At 59.3% G+C, this 21,313-nt stretch carries 17 protein-coding genes, 1 tRNA gene and 1 pseudogene; 9 read left to right on the top strand and 10 right to left on the bottom strand.

What is annotated here, in order from left to right:
• Positions 1 to 14: 14 nt before the first annotated feature.
• On the top strand, positions 15 to 2,306 hold the full coding sequence (locus TG4357_RS12360) for a hybrid sensor histidine kinase/response regulator (RefSeq protein ID WP_058263213.1): 2,292 nt from the start codon (positions 15 to 17) through the stop codon (positions 2,304 to 2,306).
• A 111-nt stretch (positions 2,307 to 2,417) separates the two neighbouring features.
• Here TG4357_RS12360 and TG4357_RS12355 read toward each other — a convergent pair whose 3' ends face one another.
• From TG4357_RS12355 to TG4357_RS12335, 5 genes are read right to left on the bottom strand one after another with little or no spacing between them, the layout of a single operon-like run.
• Positions 2,418 to 2,783: a hypothetical protein gene (locus TG4357_RS12355; RefSeq protein WP_058263212.1), complete on the bottom strand. Its 366-nt coding sequence runs from the start codon at positions 2,781 to 2,783 to the stop codon at positions 2,418 to 2,420.
• Positions 2,784 to 2,801: 18 nt separating this feature from the next.
• Entirely contained in the window at positions 2,802 to 3,107 is a 306-nt protein-coding gene (gene flgM, locus TG4357_RS12350) for a flagellar biosynthesis anti-sigma factor FlgM (protein ID WP_058263211.1), read from the bottom strand.
• Positions 3,108 to 3,162: 55 nt separating this feature from the next.
• Positions 3,163 to 3,906 carry a flagellar basal body P-ring formation chaperone FlgA gene (flgA, locus tag TG4357_RS12345; RefSeq protein WP_058263210.1) on the bottom strand — a complete coding sequence of 248 codons (744 nt, stop codon included), beginning with the start codon at positions 3,904 to 3,906 and terminating at the stop codon, positions 3,163 to 3,165.
• A complete protein-coding gene (locus TG4357_RS12340) occupies positions 3,903 to 5,006 on the bottom strand; it encodes a hypothetical protein (RefSeq protein WP_058263209.1) in 1,104 nt (367 codons plus the stop codon). The genes flgA and TG4357_RS12340 overlap by 4 nt, the downstream gene beginning before the upstream one ends.
• A gap of 3 nt (positions 5,007 to 5,009) precedes the next feature.
• Entirely contained in the window at positions 5,010 to 5,567 is a 558-nt protein-coding gene (locus tag TG4357_RS12335; RefSeq protein ID WP_058263208.1) for an LPP20 family lipoprotein, read from the bottom strand.
• A 179-nt stretch (positions 5,568 to 5,746) separates the two neighbouring features.
• On the opposite strand from TG4357_RS12335, the gene flhA reads away from it, so the two are divergent.
• The 3 genes from flhA to TG4357_RS12320 are packed head-to-tail and all read left to right on the top strand — an operon-like array spanning position 5,747 to position 9,935.
• The gene (flhA, locus tag TG4357_RS12330) at positions 5,747 to 7,882 is read left to right on the top strand and encodes a flagellar biosynthesis protein FlhA (RefSeq protein ID WP_233487492.1); all 2,136 of its coding nucleotides are present in this window, start codon (positions 5,747 to 5,749) and stop codon (positions 7,880 to 7,882) included.
• Positions 7,883 to 7,893: 11 nt separating this feature from the next.
• Positions 7,894 to 9,216: a hypothetical protein gene (locus TG4357_RS12325; RefSeq protein WP_058263207.1), complete on the top strand. Its 1,323-nt coding sequence runs from the start codon at positions 7,894 to 7,896 to the stop codon at positions 9,214 to 9,216.
• A gap of 8 nt (positions 9,217 to 9,224) precedes the next feature.
• Positions 9,225 to 9,935, top strand: a complete 711-nt coding sequence (locus TG4357_RS12320) for a sigma-70 family RNA polymerase sigma factor (RefSeq protein WP_058263206.1) — start codon at positions 9,225 to 9,227, stop codon at positions 9,933 to 9,935.
• A 45-nt stretch (positions 9,936 to 9,980) separates the two neighbouring features.
• Here the strand turns inward: TG4357_RS12320 and TG4357_RS12315 are convergent, their stop codons facing one another.
• The gene (locus tag TG4357_RS12315) at positions 9,981 to 10,613 is read right to left on the bottom strand and encodes a response regulator transcription factor (protein WP_058263205.1); all 633 of its coding nucleotides are present in this window, start codon (positions 10,611 to 10,613) and stop codon (positions 9,981 to 9,983) included.
• 668 nt (positions 10,614 to 11,281) lie between these two features.
• On the opposite strand from TG4357_RS12315, the gene TG4357_RS12310 reads away from it, so the two are divergent.
• Entirely contained in the window at positions 11,282 to 13,906 is a 2,625-nt protein-coding gene (locus TG4357_RS12310) for a hybrid sensor histidine kinase/response regulator (RefSeq protein WP_058263204.1), read from the top strand.
• Positions 13,907 to 13,952: 46 nt separating this feature from the next.
• Here the strand turns inward: TG4357_RS12310 and TG4357_RS12305 are convergent, their stop codons facing one another.
• Positions 13,953 to 15,272 (bottom strand): ATP-binding protein, encoded by a 1,320-nt coding sequence (locus tag TG4357_RS12305; RefSeq protein WP_058263203.1) that lies wholly within the window; start codon positions 15,270 to 15,272, stop codon positions 13,953 to 13,955.
• 52 nt (positions 15,273 to 15,324) lie between these two features.
• On the opposite strand from TG4357_RS12305, the gene TG4357_RS12300 reads away from it, so the two are divergent.
• The 3 genes from TG4357_RS12300 to TG4357_RS12290 all read left to right on the top strand — a co-directional run bounded on the left by TG4357_RS12300 (position 15,325) and on the right by TG4357_RS12290 (position 17,419).
• Positions 15,325 to 16,245 carry an MBL fold metallo-hydrolase gene (locus TG4357_RS12300; RefSeq protein WP_058263202.1) on the top strand — a complete coding sequence of 307 codons (921 nt, stop codon included), beginning with the start codon at positions 15,325 to 15,327 and terminating at the stop codon, positions 16,243 to 16,245.
• Positions 16,246 to 16,317: 72 nt separating this feature from the next.
• Positions 16,318 to 16,392: transfer RNA gene (locus TG4357_RS12295), tRNA-Asn, on the top strand.
• A gap of 190 nt (positions 16,393 to 16,582) precedes the next feature.
• Positions 16,583 to 17,419: a BsaWI family type II restriction enzyme gene (locus TG4357_RS12290; protein WP_058263487.1), complete on the top strand. Its 837-nt coding sequence runs from the start codon at positions 16,583 to 16,585 to the stop codon at positions 17,417 to 17,419.
• On the opposite strand, the gene TG4357_RS12285 is transcribed toward TG4357_RS12290, so the two are convergent.
• The 3 genes from TG4357_RS12285 to TG4357_RS12275 form a co-directional block, all read right to left on the bottom strand.
• Positions 17,416 to 18,705, bottom strand: coding sequence for a DNA cytosine methyltransferase (locus tag TG4357_RS12285; RefSeq protein WP_058263201.1), 1,290 nt, complete (start codon positions 18,703 to 18,705; stop codon positions 17,416 to 17,418). The genes TG4357_RS12290 and TG4357_RS12285 overlap by 4 nt on opposite strands.
• A gap of 155 nt (positions 18,706 to 18,860) precedes the next feature.
• The gene (locus tag TG4357_RS12280; protein WP_058263200.1) at positions 18,861 to 19,388 is read right to left on the bottom strand and encodes a hypothetical protein; all 528 of its coding nucleotides are present in this window, start codon (positions 19,386 to 19,388) and stop codon (positions 18,861 to 18,863) included.
• 462 nt (positions 19,389 to 19,850) lie between these two features.
• Positions 19,851 to 20,980 (bottom strand): IS3 family transposase gene (locus TG4357_RS12275; RefSeq protein WP_139193705.1). Its coding sequence is split into 2 segments (ribosomal slippage): positions 19,851 to 20,746 and positions 20,746 to 20,980, totalling 1,131 coding nucleotides; the frame shifts between segments, so codons are not numbered across the junction.
• 59 nt (positions 20,981 to 21,039) lie between these two features.
• Between TG4357_RS12275 and TG4357_RS19805 the strand changes: the two are divergent.
• A pseudogene (locus TG4357_RS19805) lies at positions 21,040 to 21,159 on the top strand (IS3 family transposase); the annotation flags it as partial.
• Positions 21,160 to 21,313 lie beyond the last annotated feature (154 nt).

The following is a 21,313-nucleotide window of genomic DNA, read 5'->3' as shown; positions in this document are numbered from 1 at the left end:
TGCAATCGCTATCCATGACCGGCGGTTCGGTCCGCGGGATCGCTCGATACCGGGGCACCGGCATTGCGTTGCTGGGGCTGGCGCTGGGGTGTCTTGCGGTGGCGGTGGCGATGAACGGGTCGATCTATGGCGCGGTGCTGGCGGCTGCGGGGGCATCGATCCTGTGGGCGCTGCTGATGATCGGGCTGGCGCAGTGGATCCGGGCCCGGTCCCGGCGCCGGATGTTGACCCATATTACCGATTTCGTCGAACATGATATCGCAGCCAGTTTCGTTGCCGACGAACTGGGCCGTCTGCTGTATCTGAATCCGGCGGCGCGGCGTCAGTATGACGTGCCGAAGGCGGACACGATTGAAGCGCTGTTGCAGGATGTCTTTGCCCATCCGGCGGCGATCCTGTCGCAGTTGCAGCAAAAGGCCAAGGTCGCGAAGACCGCCAGCGACGATATCGTGACCCGCAAAGGGCATATCCGGCTGAATGTGCACCGGATGGAGGCGGGCGGCTATCTGTGGCGGATCGAAGATATCGGAATAGGTCCGGCGCGGGCGCATAGCGGATCGGGATTGCCGATGCTGACGGTGGGGCGCGGCAACACGATCCTGTTCATGAACGACGCCGCGCGAAATTTCGTTGGCGAACGGGCCCGGGCGCTGAGCAGCGTTTTCCCCAATATGCCGCTGCGCGATGGCGGGTTTAACATGGCGCTATCGGCCGATGGGCCGCGCAATTGCCTGATCCACGAAGTGGAACATCACGGGGCCCAGCGGGAAGTTTATTTCCTGCCGATGATCCACGAAGAACAGGTCATTGATGCGGGCAAGGCCGCCTTTGACGGCTTGCCGGTGGCGGTGCTGCGGTTGGGCAGCGATGGCACCATCCTGCGGTCGAACCGGTTGGCGCGGGATCTGTTATGCATGGACGATGACGACGATCTGAAATTGCCGCAACTGGTCACGGGGTTGGGCCGCCCGATCGTGGATTGGTTGGCGGCAGCAGCGGCGGGGGACGGATTGAACAACACCGAATTCCTGCGGGTGAAACGGGCCGATCATGACGTGTTCGTACAAATATCGCTGAACCGGATCCTGGACCCCAAGGGCAATGCGTTGATTGCAGTTTTGCATGATGCGACCGAACTAAAGAGCCTTGAAGCGCAATTCGTGCAAAGCCAGAAGATGCAGGCCATTGGCGAATTGGCGGGTGGTATCGCGCATGATTTCAACAACTTGCTGACCGCGATTTCGGGCCATTGCGATCTGTTACTGTTGCGTCATGAAAACAGTGATCCCGATTATGCCGATCTGGTTCAGATCAGTCAGAATTCCAACCGCGCGGCGGCGCTGGTCGGTCAATTGCTGGCGTTTTCGCGCAAGCAGACGCTGCGCCCGGTCGAAATCGACATTCGCAACGCGCTGGCCGATCTGACTCATCTGCTGAACCGTTTGGTGGGGGAAAAGATCAACCTGGTGCTGCGCCATGACCCGGCCCCTTGGACCATCCGGGCGGATCGGCGGCAGTTGGAACAGGTGTTGATGAACCTGGTGGTCAACGCGCGCGATGCGATGCCGAGGGGGGGGGAAATCCGCATTGAAGCCTGCAATAAGGCGTTGGAAGAACCGATGGAACGCGACCGGGCTGTGATCCCGGCGGGGGAGTATCTGACGATAGAGGTGTCCGATGACGGGTGCGGTATCGCGGCGGACAAGCGCAAGAAAGTGTTCGAACCGTTTTTCACCACCAAACGGCCGGGCGAAGGCACCGGATTGGGCCTGTCGACGGTTTACGGCATCGTCAAGCAAAGCGGCGGCTATGTGTTTATCGACAGCGAAGTCGGGCGCGGCACCACGTTTACGTTGATGTTCCCGGTCTATTTCCGCGACGAAACCGAGCCCGAGACAAAGCCGGAAACCATCCCCGCCGAGCCCCCGGCGTTGATCCATGGCGACGCGGTTGTCCTGCTGGTCGAAGACGAAGCGCCGGTGCGCGCTTTCGCGTCGCGTGCGCTCAGGTTGCGCGGCTATTGCGTGATCGAGGCGGGCAATGGTGAAGAAGCGCTGGAGATGCTGGCAGACCCCAATCTGCGCGTCGATCTGTTCGTGACCGATGTGATCATGCCGGGCAAGGATGGCCCGACCTGGGTGCGCGAGGCGCTGAAAACCCGGCCCGAAGTGCGGGTGGTGTTCATTTCAGGCTATGCCGAGGATGCGCTGGACAGCGATCAAGGGGAAATCCCCAATTCGACCTATTTGCCGAAGCCGTTTTCGTTGACCGATCTGACCGAAACGGTGCAGCGAAGATTGCACTGACCCGCGGCCCCTCTGCCGGTCCCTGTGGCTCAGGTCGTGCCGTCCCGCAGGGGCAGACGCGAAAAAGGGCCGGAAAACCGGCCCTTCATGCAGCAGTGATTTGTAGGTTAATCAGTTCTGCCGGTAGCGGTGCAGCGTACGCGCTTCGTCCAGGCTTAACCCGACCGAGGTGCTGATATGTTCAGGGTCGCCGCCCATACGGGCGATCGAAATCGCCTGTTCCACCAGCCGTTCATCCGCAAGGGTGGTGACTTGGTTGGCGATCTTGGCCATCTTTTTGTTCTGATCGCCGATCAGTGCGGTCTGCGCCCGGAACTGGCTGTCAAGCCGGTCTTCGAGCGCGTCGAGCAGATCGACCGTTGAACGGTTACGCGTTGCATAGGCTTTGCGCAGCTTGAAGCGATAGCCCAGAACCACGAAAGCCGCTGCAAGAAGAAGGACGCTGGCCCCGAGATGGATCATTTGAACGGTGGTCATGAATTCGTCCTTAGTCAGTTAGCCTGCGAGTTCCAGATAGCCCTGAAACAAACTGTCTGTGATCTTTTCCACGTCGACGGGATAATTTCCCTCCGACAACTGGCCCTTGATGCGATTGACCATTTCTGTGTCAAACGGCGGTCCAGCCTTCAGCTCGCTTGGCACTGAACTGGCGGTTGCGCTCAGTTTAACTTCGTCGGTATTTGCCCCCGCAACCGACGCAGCTTTCTGAGGCGCAGCAGGCGAAGCTTTCGCCCCTGATGCACCAGATGTTACAGGCCGTGTGGCTGAAGCGTTGGACGATATTTTGATCGGATCGACCATAGCTCTCTCTCCTGTCCGATGAGTGTCATTTCTCGCATATACTAACGGCGGGGATTCAGTTGGTTTTAGCAATTATCTGCACTTTCTGCGGTCCGGCGACGATGGCGCGGAGAACGCGACCACTGGAGCTGTTTCTGATTTTGATTAGTTCGCCTAACTGCCCGTTTTCCAAGGCAATTCCCGGCATATTAATCGATATTGCGCTGTTGCTGAATCTGATTGCGACCGGCGTGTCGCGGGTGATCAGCCAATTTTGTTCCAGTTGCCGCGCCTGAATTTTGCGCCCCCCTGCAACATTTGTCACCAAACGGCGGCCAATCAGGTCGGCAGGGTCGGTGAAGGTGCCAAGCGCCGCGCCGGAGCCCGCGGGGACCATGGCGATGTCGTCTTGGGTGATCACCGAACCGCGTTTCAGGCTGCGGCTGAGGGTGGCGATCATCGTGCCGGTCTTGGCCGGTGCGGCGGGGCGGGGGCCGCGCAGGGTGGGGCCCGGACGGGCATCGGTGCGCAGGTGGCGAATCCAGGGGCGCGGCGCGCTACAGCTGAGCCGGATCAGCGCCCAGGATCCGTTTGACGGACTGATTTCGGGGGTGTGATCACACGGCGGGAAGCTGCGGGCGGCCGACATGTTGCCCCCGGCCGACAGGCCACGCTTTTGCAGCGCGGTGCCGAGCAGATGCGTAAGGTCAGCGCCGCCGATACCGTCGGGATAGGCCGGACCCGTGCCGCCATCGGGCGTGGCCGTGGCGGTTGTGGCGGCCAGCGTCAGCGCCAGCGTCAGGGCGCGTGCAATGTTCATTTGCCCGCATCCACGAAACGCACCATGCGGCCATCGAAGACGGAGGTGTTCATCGCCGGGTCGAGCGGGCGCAGCACCGCGCTGTCGCGGCCCAGTTTGATGATTTCTAGCGCCTCGAAATCCGAAGCGGGGTTTTCGGTGAAGGCCAATGCGCCGCGGGTCAGCCCCTGACGGCTGCCGACCGGCACGCTGAGCTTGCCGCCCGAACGGACCACATGGGCCGCGACCGGGGTACAGGTGGCCAGATCGATCAGCCCTTCGAGTATTTCGCTATAGCCCTTGGCCAGTTGGGATTTCAACTTGGGGCGCTTTGCACCCAGAGCCGAGGAGATCGGGCCGGAGCCGGGGATTTTCACCGCGTTGGACAGGGTGCGTTCGGTGATCTGGCCGGTGCCTTCGATCAGTTGAATCTGCACCCGTATCACCAGTTGACGGCCTTTGCCATCGCCATATTCGGTATTGATGTCGAACCAGGTCGCCAATTGGGTATCACCGCCTTGCAGCCGGACATCGCCGCGGGTCAGGGAGGCATAGGACATCGAGGTGTTCTTGGTGCTGGAAATCGGTTTCTGCCCCCGCGCCAGCACCTTGTCGAGCGTGACCGAGCGTTTGCGATCAAGCCGCGCCAGCGCGTCGTTGTACAGTTCGGCCCCCAGTTGCGCCGCCCAGGCGGGGGCGTTGGGCGATACCCGGATATCGGGCGGCAGCGCCACCAGCACCAGATGACGGCGGGCCCCGCAAGCGGGCCCTTCGAGCGGCGCGACCAGCGCGCGCAGGCGGATCTGAATGGTATTGCCGCCCCAGGCTTCGCCTAGATTGTCATAGCGCAGCACCCGCCCGGCGGCGCGCATCATGGTCAGGTCGCGCACCACGCGGCCCCGATCAACCACGGTATGGCCTTTCATGCTGACGCCGCCGGCCATGCCGGCCGCGATCAGTGCATCGGCCAGCGCACGGCGACGCGCGGCGGGCTTGTCCTTGGCGTTGGCCGCGACGGCGTGGCCGATCACTTCGACCCAGACCGCCTGAGCGGAGGCCGCAAGCGGTAGGCCGATCAGATAGATCAGCGCCAGAAGCAGGGTGAGCGGCCAGCGTTTCATGATTTACACCCGACCGCGGGCCGCCCGCAGGATATAGGCGACGGTATCGGGTTCGAGCGCCAGAATGACCTGAAAGCTGTCGGAATCCTTGGGAATGATGCGCAGGGTCTTGGCGCCGCGGATTTCACCATCGACGACGCCGCGCATGGTGTCGCTGCGGATGACGGAATCGCGGATGGTGGTGTTCGAGCTGAGCTGCATCCCGTGGATCTGTTCGGTCAGGTCGCGCATCGCGTCCAACCGCGCCGCCCGCATCGCCATCAAGCGGCGTTCGTTCAGTGTCTTGCCGGGTTGGGCGCTGATCTGGGAATAGCCGACCCCGGTGATCTGTACCGGCGCGGGGGCCGGTTTGAACATGTCACCGATGGCATTCATCGGTGCGACCTGTTTGCCCGACAGCGCGTCGAGATTGTCCTTTGTCACCGCCAGCGCTTCGGTCGATTGCGCCGCTGACGAGGGCAGCGATTGCACCGCGCTGCGCGGTCCGGCGCAGCCCGCGAGCGTCATGGCAACGGTCAGCGCAGTACCGATCACCGGCAGGGCAGGGTTCTTATGGAACATCGGGTTTACTCCTCGAATGCGAACAGGGCTTTGGCCTGAGGTTTGCAAGCAACGTGCCAAGGTCGGTTCCGACGCTTTGAAGAAAAGAAAATTCGTTTGTCCGGTCTGGCACGGGATTTGCATTTCCTTTCAGTAACCGCGGTCGTTCGCCCCGCATTCTAGTGAAGGCATACAGATATATGGCTGAGTTCAGCGCCAATATGGGACCAAGCGCATCGCGTCAGATGCTGAACCGGGCCGGTGGCATGACATTGCCGTTTGGAATCCTGGCGGTGGTGGCGATGATGGTGCTGCCATTGCCGGTGTTGCTGCTGGATGTGTTTTTCGTCTTTAATATCCTGTTGGCGCTGTTGGTGCTGATGGTGTCGTTGCATTCCTACCGGCCGATGGATTTTTCCAGCTTTCCCAGCGTGTTGCTGATCGCGACGGTGTTGCGGCTGGCACTAAACGTGGCCTCGACCCGGATCGTTTTGACCGATGGTCACAGCGGGTCGGGTGCGGCGGGCAAGGTGATCGAAGCCTTCGGCGCCTTCGTGATCGGCGGCAACTTTGCCGTGGGGTTGGTGGTTTTCGTCATTCTTATGGTGATCAACCTGATGGTGATCACCAAGGGCGCGGGCCGGGTATCGGAAGTGTCGGCGCGGTTCACGCTGGACGCGATGCCGGGCAAGCAGATGGCAATCGACGCCGATTTGAATGCCGGTATCCTGACGTCGGAAGAAGCCCGGGTGCGCCGCGCCGATGTCGCCACCGAGGCCGATTTTTACGGCGCGATGGACGGGGCGTCGAAATTCGTCAAGGGCGATGCGGTTGCCGGGATTATCATTCTGGCCGCCAATATCATCGGTGGCATCATCATCGGCACCGCCCAGCACGGGATGGGGATCGCGGACGCGGCACAGAATTATGTTCTGCTGTCGATCGGGGATGGCTTGGTGGCGCAGATCCCGTCGCTGCTGCTGTCGATTGCCACCGCGATCATCGTCACGCGGGTGTCGTCCACCGCCGATATGGCCAGCCATATCGGATCACAGATGAATATTTCGCGCGCCTGGGTTCCGGTGGCGGCGGTTCTGGGCATTCTGGGCATGGTGCCGGGCATGCCCAACATGATGTTCCTGACGGCGGCGGCAGCAGCCGGTGCTGCAGCCTGGTTCGCCAAGAAGCGCGACGCGCAGCAGGCCGCGGACGCCGAACAGGAACAAGCGGTTGCCGAACGCAAGGACCAGGTCGAGGCGGACAAACCGTCGGCTACGATCACCGCCAAGGATGTCACCGATTACGCGCCGATTTCGATCCAGATCGGTTATGGTCTGATCCCGCTGATCGATGGCGGCGACACCAGCCCGCTGGTGGCCTCGGTCACCGGGGTGCGGCGCGACGCGTCCAAGGCGATGGGCTTCGTGGTGCCGGGGGTGCGCATCCGCGACGATCTCAATCTGCAATCGAACCAGTACCGTCTGAGAATCGGTCAGGCCATCGTGGGCGAAGACAGCGTTTACCCCGATCGCAAGCTGGCGCTGCCCGGCGGCATGTCCAAGCGCAAGCTGAAGGGCATCGAATGCACCGACCCCAGCTTTGGCATGGATGCGGTGTGGATCATGCCGCATCAGCAGGCCGAAGCGGAAGCCGACGATCACGTGGTGGTGGAGCCCGAATCCGTGGTTGCAACCCATCTGAGCCAGATGATTTACGCCCATGCGGATAAATTGATCGGGCCGGATGATGTGCAGACCTTGCTGGACATTCTGCAACGCGTGGCGCCGACATTGATCGAAACCGTGGTGCCTAAACTGGTGCCGCTGCACACGCTGACATCGGTTTTGCGCCACTTGTTGACCGAACGTATTCCGGTGGGCGATCTGCGCCGCATTCTGGAAGGGTTGGCTGATATTTCCGGGATGGGCATGGCCCCGATGGAAATGGCCGAACGGCTGCGCCCGTCTTTGGTGCCGCAGATGCTGCAACAGATCGTGCCGGTCAACCAGCCTTTGCCGCTGATCACGCTGAGCCCGGAATTGGAACAACTGTTGCTGCGGTCGATCCCGCAGGGTGGGGCCACCCTGATGGTCGATAATGCGCTGGCCGAGAAAATCGTCGGCGGGCTGTCGCAGATCAGCGAACAACTGGCCGCTGAAGGCCGTCACCCGATCGTCATCGTGGCCAGCGCCCTACGCCGTCCGCTGGCCGCCTTTACCCGGATGCATGCGCTGGATTGCGTTGTGCTGGGGCTGGACGAATTGCCCGAAGGTCGCCGGATCGAAGTCGTGTCCACCATCGGCGGTCATGACGCCGTGCCGAACATGGATCAATAGGAGAGGATCGAATGAGCAAAACCATCATCATTCGCGCTGCGGATAGCAGCATGGCCATGGATGAAGTGGTCCGGCAATTGGGACCGGATGCCCTGATCCTGTCGACCACCCGACGCAATGGCATGGTCGAAATCGAAGCCACGCTGGAAGACGAAACCGAAAAGGCCGACAAACAGCAGGCCGGTCAGCTTGAGGCGGACGCGGTGATCGCGTCTGCTTCTGACAGCAAGTCTTTGCTGGAAACCGCGCCATCGACTTTCGAGGCGCTGCTGAAACGGCGGCTGGAAGAAGACAAGGTCGACGCATTGGTCACGGCGGCGCGACAAGCGGCGGAAGGCATGACGCCTTCGGAACCGCCACTGCCACCGCTGCCAGAGCCCGAAACCGATCTGCGCCCTGCGCCCGAAGATCGTCGCCCCGGGGCTGAACCGATGCCGCAGCCGCAGCCAGAACAGAAGCACGAACCGGTGCCGGATAAACGACCCGATGCGAGATCAGAGCGGGAAATGCCAATACCGGAATCGCGGGTGATCGGGCTGGGGGCCTTTGACATTCCGATCCCGGCGCTGGCGCCGCATGTGATCGAGGCGGTAAACGAAGACCTGGATTATTTCGACCGCAGTTTTCAACTGATCGGGCTGAGCAAGGCGATCGTGTCGAGCCTAGTGCCGGAACGCCCGACCGAAGCATTGGGGGCAGGGCGGTTTTGGCTGGCCGGGCCCGATATGCGGCAAAAGGCATTGGCCGCGATCCGGCTGGCCACCCGCAAGCTGGATGCCGGCGAAGAAAAACCCGCCTTTTACGTGATGGGATCGGAAGCGCGCGCCGATGCGGCTTTTCTGGCTTCCAAGGCGGAATTGCTGGGGCTGACGGTATCGTTGGTCGATGAAAGCGTCGGTCGCAACCTGCCCGATAACGTGCCCGGATCGCAGATTGTCCTGTTGCCCGACAACGCCGAACACGCGCGCGAATACGCGCATAAATTCGAACATGACGGCGACAAGGGCGTGTTGGTTCTGCCGACGGTATACGGCCGCCGGACGCTGGAAACGGTTTTGCAAGGCTGGACCGGGATGGATGTGCAGCTGATGTTGTGCAGCCCGGAACATGAACCGGTTCCGGCCGAGCTTGTGGCATGTCTTTTGCAATTCAATTGGCAGACGGCGTGGGTCAGTGAGGGCGAGGAAATTCTCGACAATCTGACCCAGGTCAACGCTGAAACGGTCATCGACTGGATGCGCGGCTGGATTGCCGCGCCGAATGAAACCGCCGCACCGCAGGGTGCCCCGCTGTTTCACAGTCGTCAGACCGCGCCGCAGCGAAAGTTTGAGTGAGGACGGTAATGATTGCACAAAAGGGTTATACCCAACAAACAACCGACCCGGACACTCTGGTCAAAGAGCATATGCCGCTGGTTCGTAAACTGGCCTGGCATTTCATGGGGCGCGTGGGGCAGTTTGCCGAAATCGACGACCTGTTGCAGGCCGGGTATCTTGGCCTGATCGACGCCAGCCGGCGCTATACGGTGCAAGAAGGGGTCAGTTTTTCTGCCTATGCGGCGATCCGGGTGCGCGGCGCGATTGTCGATTTGCTGCGGCGCAATTCGAACCTGTGCCGGTCGACGATTTCAATGCAGCAGAAGGCCCGCATCGCCGAACGGACGCTGGCGCAGAAGCTGAGCCGTGATCCGACACCACAGGAAATGGCGGCCGAACTGGAATTGCCGATCGAGGAATATCTGAACTGGGAATCCCGGTTTCAGGCCAACAAGACCCAATCGCTGGACGAGGTGTATTCGGATCATTCGGCGCTGTTTGAAGACAATAGCGTCAATCCCGAAGACGCCACCCAGCACCAACAGATCCGCGCCATCATGAAAAAAGCGGTGTCGGAACTGCCCGAGCGCGAGGCGCTGGTGCTGCAACTGTATTACGTGGAGGAAATGAACATCTACGAAGTTGGCGCCATCCTGGGCGTGACCACCGGACGGGTGTCGCAGATCAAGAAAGCGGCAATCGGCCGCTTGCGCGACCGGATGAAGGGATCATTCTGAACGTGAACGGTCAAAGAAGGCAGGGGAAATCGCACCGACCGGGGGTCAAAGCAGACCCTGGTCGCGTGCGGTGATCACAGCGTGGGTTCGGTTGTTTGCCCCCAGCTTTTTGCAGATCGATTTCACATGCATCTTGATCGTTGCTTCGGACAATTGCAGCGAATTGGCGATTTCCTTGTTCTGCTTGCCTTCACCGAGACATTCCAGAACCGTTTTTTCGCGCGCGCTGAGTTTGCCGACGCCGTCACCCGAATCCGATGTGTCTTCTCGCATCAGGTCGAGCGGCACATAGGTTTCACCGACATGCATGAAGCGGATCGCGATGGCCAGACTTTTGGCAGGCATGGTTTTGGGCACCAGACCGGCCGCGCCCTTGGCCAGCGATTCATCGAGAATGCGGCGGGTCGGCGTGCCGGTGAGGATGGCGACCGGGCGGCTTTTGTTCATCTTGATGGCGCGGGTCAGTCCCTGCGTTCCGTTCATGCCGGGCATGTTGTAATCCAACAGAACAACATCATAGCCGCCATTGGCGGTAATGGCGGAAAGAGCCCCGTCAAGATCGGTTGTTGTGGTGACGTCCATGTCCGGCTGGGTCGAAAGGAACATCGACAATACGTCCAGGATCATACCGTGATCGTCTGCGATCAGAACACGGATTTTAGTGCTGGTGTCGTTCATAAGTACCTCTTTTACCTTTAGCCATACGAACTAGTTACTCGAGTATACAAACGGCTAGCCGGTAGGATTATTTTACGTTTTCTTTTTTCGATTAGATCATCCTGAGCGCGAAGAACAAGCAAGAATAACAGAAATACCATACTTTAGTATGTATGAGTAGTCTGAAGTCTAGATTGTCTTATCCATCTGATAGCGGTACCAATTTAACAAATATTAATAGGAAATTAACCTTTGTACCCCGTGTTTCTGCGTATGGTTCTTGTGCTTGCCACGGTCGTGGTTTTGATCGGTGAAACCGCCCGTGCGTCCGGGCCTTGGGACGTTGGAGGTCTGACAGGAGATGAAGCCGGTATCAGCTGAAGTCCACATTTCGGGCGGAATTCAGTGTTGAATTGTGGCAGCGTCTCGTCATGGTGGTAAACAGTGTTTTGGGGGGATCGCGAAACCGGACCGTTTAAGTTCCGAAAACGGAAGGCCGGGATTTGGTGTGCGCTTTCGCGCATGGGGACAGGGATGCGTCATCGGTCCATGCCGGTAATGCAGCGGCAGAATGTTGACAGGAACAAATCTGAGGCGACTTGTTTCGCAACTGAGCGGCGAATTTTTTGGATCTTGATGTGATCGATACGGTTCACATTGCCGGTGCCGCTGTAGAAAAGAGGAACTGAATGTTCGGGGATTCCCGTACCCTTGAGCAACAAGGCAAGAAGTGGGTATGGGCCGCCTGGGTTGGGTTGGCCTGTTCCCTGCTGATTGCTGTGGTTTTCCTGACGAATACGTTGTGGCGCATTGCCGATATCCTGGAGCAGCGACACAACCAGACCCGCTATCAGAGCGCGGTGGTTTCCGAGATTGAAATAGATCTGACCCGGCTTCACGACTTGTCCGAACTGGCCTTGATGTCTGCGCCGGGTGATGGCGCTTTTGAGCGTCTGCGCCTGGAATTCGCCGACGTCCGCAGCCGGATCGAAGACGCGCAGGAAAAACGCAATGGCTGGACAGAACCGGGCGAGACACCTCTTGAACGACTGATCAAGGCGCAGGTTGATTTTTTGGCACAATTTCAGCCTGTCATGGAATTGCCGGATGCAGAAATCGCGCACCAACTGGGGGCCATGATCGTGGCGATCGACCGGTTGGGCCGGGCCAGAGGGGTCGCGGTTACCGATTATCTGATCGTTGTTCAAAGCCTGATGGAAGACAATAATCACGCGTTGTTCGGGGCGTTGAAGCAATTTGCTGTCAGTACGGCGGCGATCATGGTTTTCCTGGTCGTGGTGATTGTTTTGGATGGGACGCTGTTGTTGAAGCTGCGGCAAAAGAACGGTGTCATCACCCGCGCCATCAACAATCTGCGTGCCGCTGTCGAAACGTCGCGCGATGCGTCGGTGGTGCTGAACGCAGAGGGCGTCGTGGTGTCGTTCAGTTCGGCGGCTGAAAAGTTGTTCGGCGTGGATCAAAACAAGGCTAAAGGCCGTCCATTCACCGATTTCATGATCAGCGCATTGCCTGAAAAAGAAACTTTGAACCGCTTTTCCGACTGGGTGAAGGCGCCGCCGAAATGGTTCAAGGACGGCGGGCGGCTGGATATGGAAGGCAAGAAGCCCGATGGCGGACCGTTTCCGATCGAGGTCGGATTCGGCATCCTGAAAGGGGCCGATAACGAAGATATGCTGATCGCGTCGATTCGTGACCTGACCGCACAGGCAGAACGGGAAAAGACGCTGATGCAGGCGCGCAATGAAGCTTTGCAGGCCGAACGTGCCAAATCGCGGTTCCTGTCGTCAATGAGCCATGAAATGCGCACGCCGCTGAACGGGGTTCTGGCCAGTCTTGACCTGATGCGCGAAACGACGCTGTTGAACGCCCGGCAGTTGGAATTGGCCGGGATCATCGAACGCTGCGGCGACGATGCGTTGGAGCAGGTTCAAAACGTGCTGGAACTGACCCGGCTGGACGCCATGGCCAACACGCCGGTGGAATTGGCACCGTTTGCCCCTGCTGCGTTGCTGAACAAGCTGGTCGTGCGGGCCGAATCGCGAGCGCGGTTGGGTCGCAATGTTCTAAAGTTCGAATCTAACGTGCCGAACACGTTGCTGGTCGAGGGCGCAGAGGTTCTGTTTCGGCAGATCATGCAAAACTTGTTGTCCAATGCGATCAAGTTCACCAGCGGCGGGAAAATCAAGGTGACGCTGAGCGCCGAAGACGTGGGGGATGGCAATCTGGCGATCCGCGCCAGCGTGATCGATACCGGGATCGGTATCGCGTCCGAGGATCTGGAGCGGATTTTCGGAAATTTCGAAACCATCCGGGAATCTTATTCCACATTCAATTCGGGGACCGGGCTTGGATTGAGCATTGTGCAGCATTCTGCCGAATTGATGAACGCAAGGATTTCGGTGGACAGCACACCGGGCAAAGGCAGTGAATTTGCGCTTGAAGTCGAATGGCCTAAAGTAGAGGGTACCGCCGACAATCTTGCAACACTGAAGCGCCGAAACGTCAAAGACCAAGAGAAATCAGCCCTGATGGACATATTAGTCGTCGAAGATAATGAAATTAACCGCCGTATGCTGGTCGATATGCTGCGGGCCAAGGGGCACAGTGTTGCCGAAGCGGTGGACGGTCTGGAAGGCGTGTCGATGGGGCGCGACACGGCCTATGATCTGATCTTGATGGATATCAGTATGCCGAAACTGGACGGTGTCGGGGCGACCCGGATGCTGCGCCAAGCGGGCAAAAGCCGGAACGTGCCGATCGTCGCCGTGACGGCGCATTCGCAGCCCGAACATTTGAAAGAGTTTCTCGATTCTGGCATGGATCGGGTGCTGACCAAACCGTTGCGGATGAGCACTTTGGATCAGTTGTTCCAAGATCTGGGGGCAATACCTTCCAGAACGGACAACGGCCCGGAACAAGAGGAACACGACGACATGCAGTCACAGGTGGATGTAGCGAAGATGATTGATCAGGACGTTTTCAATGGTTTGCTCGATATGCTCGACGCTGAATCCCTGGGCAGTTATCTGGATCAGTTCGAAAGAGACGCCGAAGCCGTTTTGCCGGCCTATCTGGCGGCGCTTGATGCCAATGATTTCGCCACTGCCCGCGCCGAGGCGCATCGCTGTGCCGGGGGGGCTGCGGTGATCGGTGCGGCCGAAGTGCATTCGGTGTTGCAAGACATGACACATGCCGCCGATGCTCAGGACGCCGCCAAGGGGCGGGCGCTGTCGGGACCGTTGCTCAAGCTGACCACCGATACGTTGGCAGTGATGCGCGCCCGGTTGTCCTAGGTCCGAGCCAATCCGGCCAGCCCGCTTCTGTTGCCGGATGTCGGGGTCAGCGCCTGATGACGATGTCGGCCTGCAACCCGCCCAGTTTTTCGCTTTCCCCCAACCGCAGTGACCCGCCATGCGCACGGGCAATATCGGCAGCAATGGCAAGCCCCAGCCCGACGCCGCTGGCGCGGTTCTGATTGCGGGCGCTGTCCAGCCGGGTGAAGGGTTTGACCGCATCGCCACGTCGGTCCGCAGGGATGCCGGGGCCGTCGTCTTCGATCCTGATCCGCAGCGATTTTTCGGTCAGCAGGATCGACACTTCGGCGCGGTTGCCATAGTGGACCGCGTTGTCGATCAGGTTGGTCACCGCCCGGCGGATCGCCAGCGGGCGCAGCATCACCCGGCCCTGATCGCAGCCCGTTGCATCGCCCAGCGTGACCGGGATTTCGGCGCGTTGGCTGTCGCGGATGATCCGTTCCACCAGATCGCAAGGATCGGTGTCTTCGGGTGCGACATCGCCGGCACCGCGGGTGAAGGACAAGAACCCGTCCAGCATTCGCTGCATATCGTCGACATCGTGCAGCATGTCGGTGGCGTCGTCGCTGTCGAGCAGCGACAATCCCAGCTTCAGCCGGGTCAGCGGCGTGCGCAGATCGTGGCTGACCCCGGATAACAGCAGGGTGCGCTGTTCGATCTGCCGGTCAATCCGCGCCCGCATGTCGAGAAAGGCGCTGCCTGCGGCGCGCACTTCGAGCGCACCGGAAGGCCGGTAGGGCACGCTGCGGCCCTTGCCGAAGGCTTCGGCGGCTTCGGCCAACCGCTTGATCGGACGCAGCTGATTGCGCAGGTAGAAAAATGCGATCACCGTCATCAGCACGCCGAAAAACACCATATTGACGAACAGTTGATGCGGTTGGGAGGCCGAAACCCGGCGGCGGTCGAAATGGAAATCGATCAGCCCGGCGGCGGTCGAGACATAGACATGGACGTTATAATCGTCGGGCAGGGCGACCCGGCGGGTATCGGACAGATTTTCGCGCAGCGAGGCGTCGACGATTGCCCCGGTCAGATCGTACCAGCGTTTCAGGCTGCTGGCCGGGATATCGGCGGCAGCGACGCGGCTGACATCGATTTCCAACCCCTGGGCCAGCGCGATCAGGTCTGGCGGCAGCACGGCGTCGGGGCCGGGCAGCCGATCGATCAACAGTTGCACTTCACGCGCGGTGGCGCGGGTCATCTGCCGAGTTACCCCTTCGAAATGGCGCTGGATGAACACCACCGAGACCACCAGTTGCAGCGTGACAACCGGCAGGATCAAGATCAGCGCAGCCCTTGAATACAGGCCGCGCGGGACATAGCGTTTGAGCCAACGGAAATTCATCTGGAAATTCATGCCCGGAGCCTAGCGGCGCGGGCGGCAGGAAGGAAGCCCCATGCAAGCGCCCGACGATTTCGATCCCCCCATTGGCGTTGCCGAAACCCTGGCCCCCGGGCTGCGCCGGATCGTGGCACCAAACCCGTCGCCGATGACTTATCGCGGCACCAATACCTATCTGGTCGGCAACGATGAGATTGCGGTGATCGATCCCGGTCCGCAAAGTGATGCCCATCTGGAGGCGATTTTGGCAGCGGTGGGGCCGGGTGCGCGGATCAGCCATATCCTTGTCACCCATACCCATCTGGACCATTCGCCGCTGAGCCGGGCCTTGGCCGCGCGCACCGGGGCGCCGATCTGGGGCTATGGTGATACCCATGCCGGGCGCAGCGCGGTGATGCGCAAACTGGCCGCAACCGGGATGCTTGGCGGCGGTGAAAGCCCCGATCTGGCGTTTCGGCCCGATCATCTGATCGCCGATGGTGACGTGATCGAAGGCGCGGATTGGCAGCTGACCGCGTTGTGGACGCCGGGGCATTACGGCAACCATCTGTGTTTTCGCTTCGGCGACGCGGTGTTGACCGGCGATCTGGTGATGGGCTGGGCCACATCGCTGGTTTCGCCCCCCGACGGCGATCTGACCGATTTCATGGCGTCATGCGAAATGTTGGCGCGGCAGGACGCGGCGGTGTTGTTCCCCGGCCACGGCGCTGCGGTCACCGACCCGCGGGCGCGGCTTGACTGGCTGCTGGAACACCGCCGCGGACGCGAGGCGCAAATCCTGTCGGCGCTGAGCGAGGGCGCAAACACTGCCGACGGTCTGGCACGGCGGATTTATACCGATACGCCGGCGGCGCTGCTGCCTGCGGCGACGCGCAACGTTTTAGCCCATCTCATTGACCTGGTAGGGAAAAATGCCGTTGCCCCGGTGGGCGAACTTGCTGCGGATGCACGGTTTACACGGATCGGGCCGGACTGAGAATTTTTTCGCAAAAATGTGACAAAATCCTCTGGACGCGGGAAAATCCCCTAGCTATACAGCCCGACATGTTCCGGCGTAGCTCAGCGGTAGAGCAGTTGACTGTTAATCAATTGGTCGTAGGTTCGATCCCTACCGCCGGAGCCAAAAATTTCAAGGACTTAGCGCTCATCCGCTAAGTCCTTTTTCTTTTCGAGTACAGAATAAGTACAGTATTCTCGCCATGCACTGTTCCCGGCTGCCAAAGGCAATCGGCGCAACACCGCATACAACCTCTTGAAGTTCCTCACCGATTTGCCCCACTATGTGGTGTAATTATGAAGGCGGGGGATTTGACTTGAGATTGGACTTGGACTTCGGGCGTGGACTGGTCGCCCATGTGATGCTGGATAACGTAAGCGAGGAGCAGTACCAGCAAATCTCCGACTACTTCGTGCCGCTGGTGAACAAGCCGAAGCTTAAGAGCCGCGACGCTATCGGTCAGGCTTTCGTAATGGCGACGGAAGTCTGTCCGGACGCCAACCCCTCAGACCTCTGGCACCACGTCTTGTACCGCATCTACATACGCGAGAAGATCGGAACCGACCCAAGCCAGAGCTGGGTTCGCACGTCGGGCGAGGCCTTTGAGGTCGCGCTGGTCGAGCGTTATAATCCAGTGCTGGCCCGACATGGGATCAGGTTGACCGCCTTATTCAAGGGGCAGAAGGGCCTTGCACTGACGCGTATGGGTGTGGCCGACCGCGTCGGCTCTCGCAAGGTTGACGTGATGATCGAGAAGCAGGGAGGCGGACGCTCTCCGGACGCCGAGGGATTCGGCGTCGTGGGTGGCATCCACGCCAAGGTGAGCCTAGCCGAGAGGGTCTCGGACGACATACCCGCCAGCAGGATCATGATGGGCGAGGGTCTCCTCAGCGTGCTCTCCACCCTCGACGTCAAGTCGTTCCCTCCGCCCCACGGCGATTTGGTGAACCGAGGCGAGCTTGGCACGCCCGACCGGCCCTCGGACAAGAGGAATTACATTGAGGGACACGGGGATTTCTCGGCCTGTTTCAGCTACAACCTGCGGACCTCGCCGTCCAACGCAACAACGCCCAGCGGACGCCACATATACGTGAGCGGCTTCTCTGGTCAGGACGACGAGTTCACCGACTACTTAGTCGCCCAACTGGCCTAACTGATCGCAACCTTTATTGTTTCAGCCATTGCCCTGCCTAGCAACGGTGGGACTGCGTTTCCAATTTGGCGGAACTGGCGGAACTGCGAGCCTGGAAATCGATAGGTGTCAGGAAAAGACTGGAACCTTGCAGCCTCTCGCACCGAGACGAAGCGATCAATGCCGGGGTGCACGAAGTCTGAACAATCCCGAGCCATGTGCGCGACGACCGTGTGCGATGGTGCATCCCAGCGTAACCGACGGTACTTGTTTGCGAACCCTTGACTATCCAGGAATTCCATCACCTTCGCAGGTGTGGTATGGCCTCCCTTCAACACCTCCCGAAGGGCAGCCTCTTTTTCTCGGTCCTGAGTACGGCACTCTGCGGCATCGCGCATTCCAGCTCCACCCATCATCAAGTCTATGAGCTCGTCATTTAGGCCGCCGTCAGCCAGCCGTTCTTCGATCTTGGTCCCGTAGTCACCAGGATGAAGCATCGCCAACCGTAAACGGCGGATACCTAACATTCTTTTTGCCGAGTGATGGGTTAGCTCCGTGGAATTACCTCGCATCAACCGCTGATACTCGGTCTTAGGCGGCTCGGGATATTCCATCGGTTTTTGAGTGTCACGCGGCACCAGCACCTCATCAGGCAGGTCCGAAATAGCATCGCGAACAGTCAGAGCTGGCTGGATCGACGGACCATCGAAGAACAGCGAAGGCTGATCGTTTAGCACGACACCGCTACGCTTACCGTTAACGTGAGACGGTTGGGGAGGATCAATACGCTGGCCGTCTGCGGCACCAAAGATGAAGACACGGCGACGATGCTGCGGCACCCCATACTCGCACGCGTCCAAGGTTACCACGTCAGCAGCATAACCGAGTGCCTCTGCGCGGGCGACCATGTCTGCAAGTACCGCGCCTCCAGACATTGAGAGCAACCCGACCACGTTCTCGATCAGAAATGCCTTAGGTCGGAACTCTTCAACGAAACCGAAATACGGGACGTACAGTTGGTTCCTCGCATCGTCGTCGCGTCGCTGCCCGTAGGTTGAGAAGCCTTGACAGGGAGGCCCCCCCATAACCACGTCAACCTGTCCAGGCGCGACGCCAAGGTCTTCGCGAATTTTCTTGGGGTCTACAGTCTCGATGGAATCAGTCGAGCATACTGCGTCTGGATGGTTTTCCTTGTATGTTGCAAGCGCAGGGGTCTCATGGTCATTGGCGTACAGCGCTGAAAATCCTGCCTGTCTAAAGCCTTCTCCTAATCCTCCAGCCCCGCAAAATAGATCGATCGTCTTCATGTTTTCCCATCCGAATTAGTTCTCGCTACGTTCTCAGCGAGGATATTTGCAGACACCATATCGGGTATGAATGACCAACGGAACGCCAAATATATTGAGGACGTCGCCACTAGACCAGTGACAACGCCCCCTTTCGGCAAGTTGCCCGCATGAGGTCATACCTTGGATTTCCGGCGTTTGGGTACTTCAGCACCCTTCTTGCGGAGAACAGCCGCCACAGATGCGACTGAACGTGCCGTGGTTTTGGCATCAGGAAACTTTGCCATGACCCGATCCACGATCGTCACATAATCCAACGTCTCGTCCATCAACAACTCGTGCACAAGGTCTCCGATTTTGCCCTTGCGCTCGGGACCTGTAACCTTTGCGTTCCTGATTTTCTCATCGACGCTCGGCTCTTCTTCGGGGCGTCCAACCGTCTCATCTTTGGTCGGTTCAGCGTCTTCGGTAGCTTCGGCCTTAGGCTTGTCGGTCTGTGCGTCACCGAGCGCTTTGACTTCCACGACGATACTGCCAGGATGCTCAAGTTGCTTCTTGTGGGCCAGGTCGAGACGTCCGCAGAACCCCTCAGCTTTCCAGCCCTCCTTGCCCTCTAACAAGACCGCGTGGGTGTAGGTTCGGTCGGTCTTGCGAGTGAGTTCCGATCCATCAGGTGCGGTGGCGATATAGGTGGTTTTGGTCATTGGTTTTCTCCTTTTCAGCGTTGATGGCCCCATGTTGTCGGGAAGCTGGGACCTTGCGAGCCGGGGAAAAGATTTTGCGCAACAACGAATTGCTTCAGCGGGAAGTATCTGGCCAGATCATTTGGCAGCCAAGTGTGAATACGCCCATCCAACTGATATTCAGTCATAAGGTGCGAGGCCCCTACAGAATTGATTTGGTTTAGGAAATTGCGATTATTGAGAGCCAAGAACAGCCGCAGACACCGTATTTGTTTGGGCAGCGTTGAGCTTGACAGCCGAATGGGTTTTGGCGGCGGCGTCATTGGAAACCAAGGTTGGTGGCTCTGAGGCAAATGCTGGTGCGTACCATGCGATCCTTTGTGAACTGACGGTTATCGCAGCACCCTTCATGCGTCACACTCTAACCAAAGGAACCCAACTGGAGTGGACCTGTCACGGTTTCGTGCCGCCCCAAGTGCTCGTTTAAGCCACCTTCCGCTCAAAAGCGACGGGGCTTTTCCAGCCCAGTGCTGAATGGCGTCGGCGCGGATTATAGAAGCCATTGATGTATTCGAAGATAGCCATCTCAGTTTGCCGCCTGGTTGCCCATGACCGCCGCCAGATCAGCTCGGCCTTGATGGTTTTGAAGAATGTCTCGACGGCCGCATTGTCATAACAATTACCTTTGCCGCTCATGGAGACTTTGAAGCCATGCTGGCGCAGGATCTTCTGGTAGTCATGCGAACAGTATTGGCTGCCCCTGTCGCTGTGGAAGATGCAGCCCTTTGGTGGCGCTCGGAAAGCGATGGCCATTTTCAGAGCCCGGATCGCCAGGTCACGCTTCATGCGATTGCTGACAGCCCAACCAATGATACGCCGGGAATGCAGATCGAGGATCACTGCCAGATACAGCCAACCCTCGCGGGTCCAGATGTAGCTGATGTCACCCGCCCATTTCTGGTTCGGCCCGGCTGCACTGAAGTCCCGATCCAGCAGGTTCGGGGCGATGTTGAATGTATGATCACTGTCTGTGGTCGCCTTGAACTTGCGCGTTCTTTCAACAGTAATTCCGTTTTCGCGCATCAGGCGACCGACGCGCCGGTGCCCGACATCGACACCGACCTCCTTCAATTCTTCGGTCATTCGGGGCCTGCCGTAGCTGCCCAGGCTCAAGCGCGACTGTTCCTTGATATGCGCCAGCACAACCATATCCGTGCGCTGCCTGCGGCTGGCAGGCCGGCTGCGGAAAGCCCGCAATCCGCGTGGGCTGACGTTCATGACCTGACAAAGCCGGTCGATCGGGAAGGCACCGCGCTGTTCTTCGACGAACCTGAACCTCATGGCTTTTGGCTCGCGAAGAACTGGGTGGCTTTTTTTAGGATGTCCCTCTCCTCCTTGAGGATGCGGTTCTCGCGCCGAAGCCGTTCGTTCTCCAGCGCAAGCTCGCGATCCTCGGGAGATACCACATCCGTGCCACGGTGCGCGTTCACCCACTTGTTCAGCGTCGAAAGCCCAACGCCCAGATCATCCGCAACTTGTCGCCGTGTCAGCCCGCTGGTCAGCGCAATTCGCACCGCGTCTTTGCGGAATTCATCCGTTCTTCCTGTGCCCATAGTTCGTCTCCTTTGTTGCAGTAAATGCTATCAAAGGAGCGGCATCAAACCGCGACAGGTCCAAGACGCCACTGCAAGCGCGCCGAGCGCTTGAACAATTTGAGGGCTCCGCGCACGGCGCGCTTGCCCAAACCGAAACCCATGATTATCAAAATCAAACCCGCAGACTCTCATTATAAACGAGGGACCAATGGGGGGCAGGTCAGCTGACCTACTACAATGCTGACCGCCCGCATTCGACGCACGGCATATTGACCCCCGATGAGGCCTATGCCAGCAAAGCAGAACCAATGAGATTAGCAGCCTGAAATGAAACCCTGATCCATCTTAACA

It is taken from the genome of Thalassovita gelatinovora (assembly GCF_001458355.1).
Classification (GTDB): Bacteria; Pseudomonadota; Alphaproteobacteria; order Rhodobacterales; family Rhodobacteraceae; genus Thalassobius; species Thalassobius gelatinovorus.
Note: the sequence above shows the minus strand (reverse complement) of the source record. Positions and strands in the feature narration are given on the sequence as shown.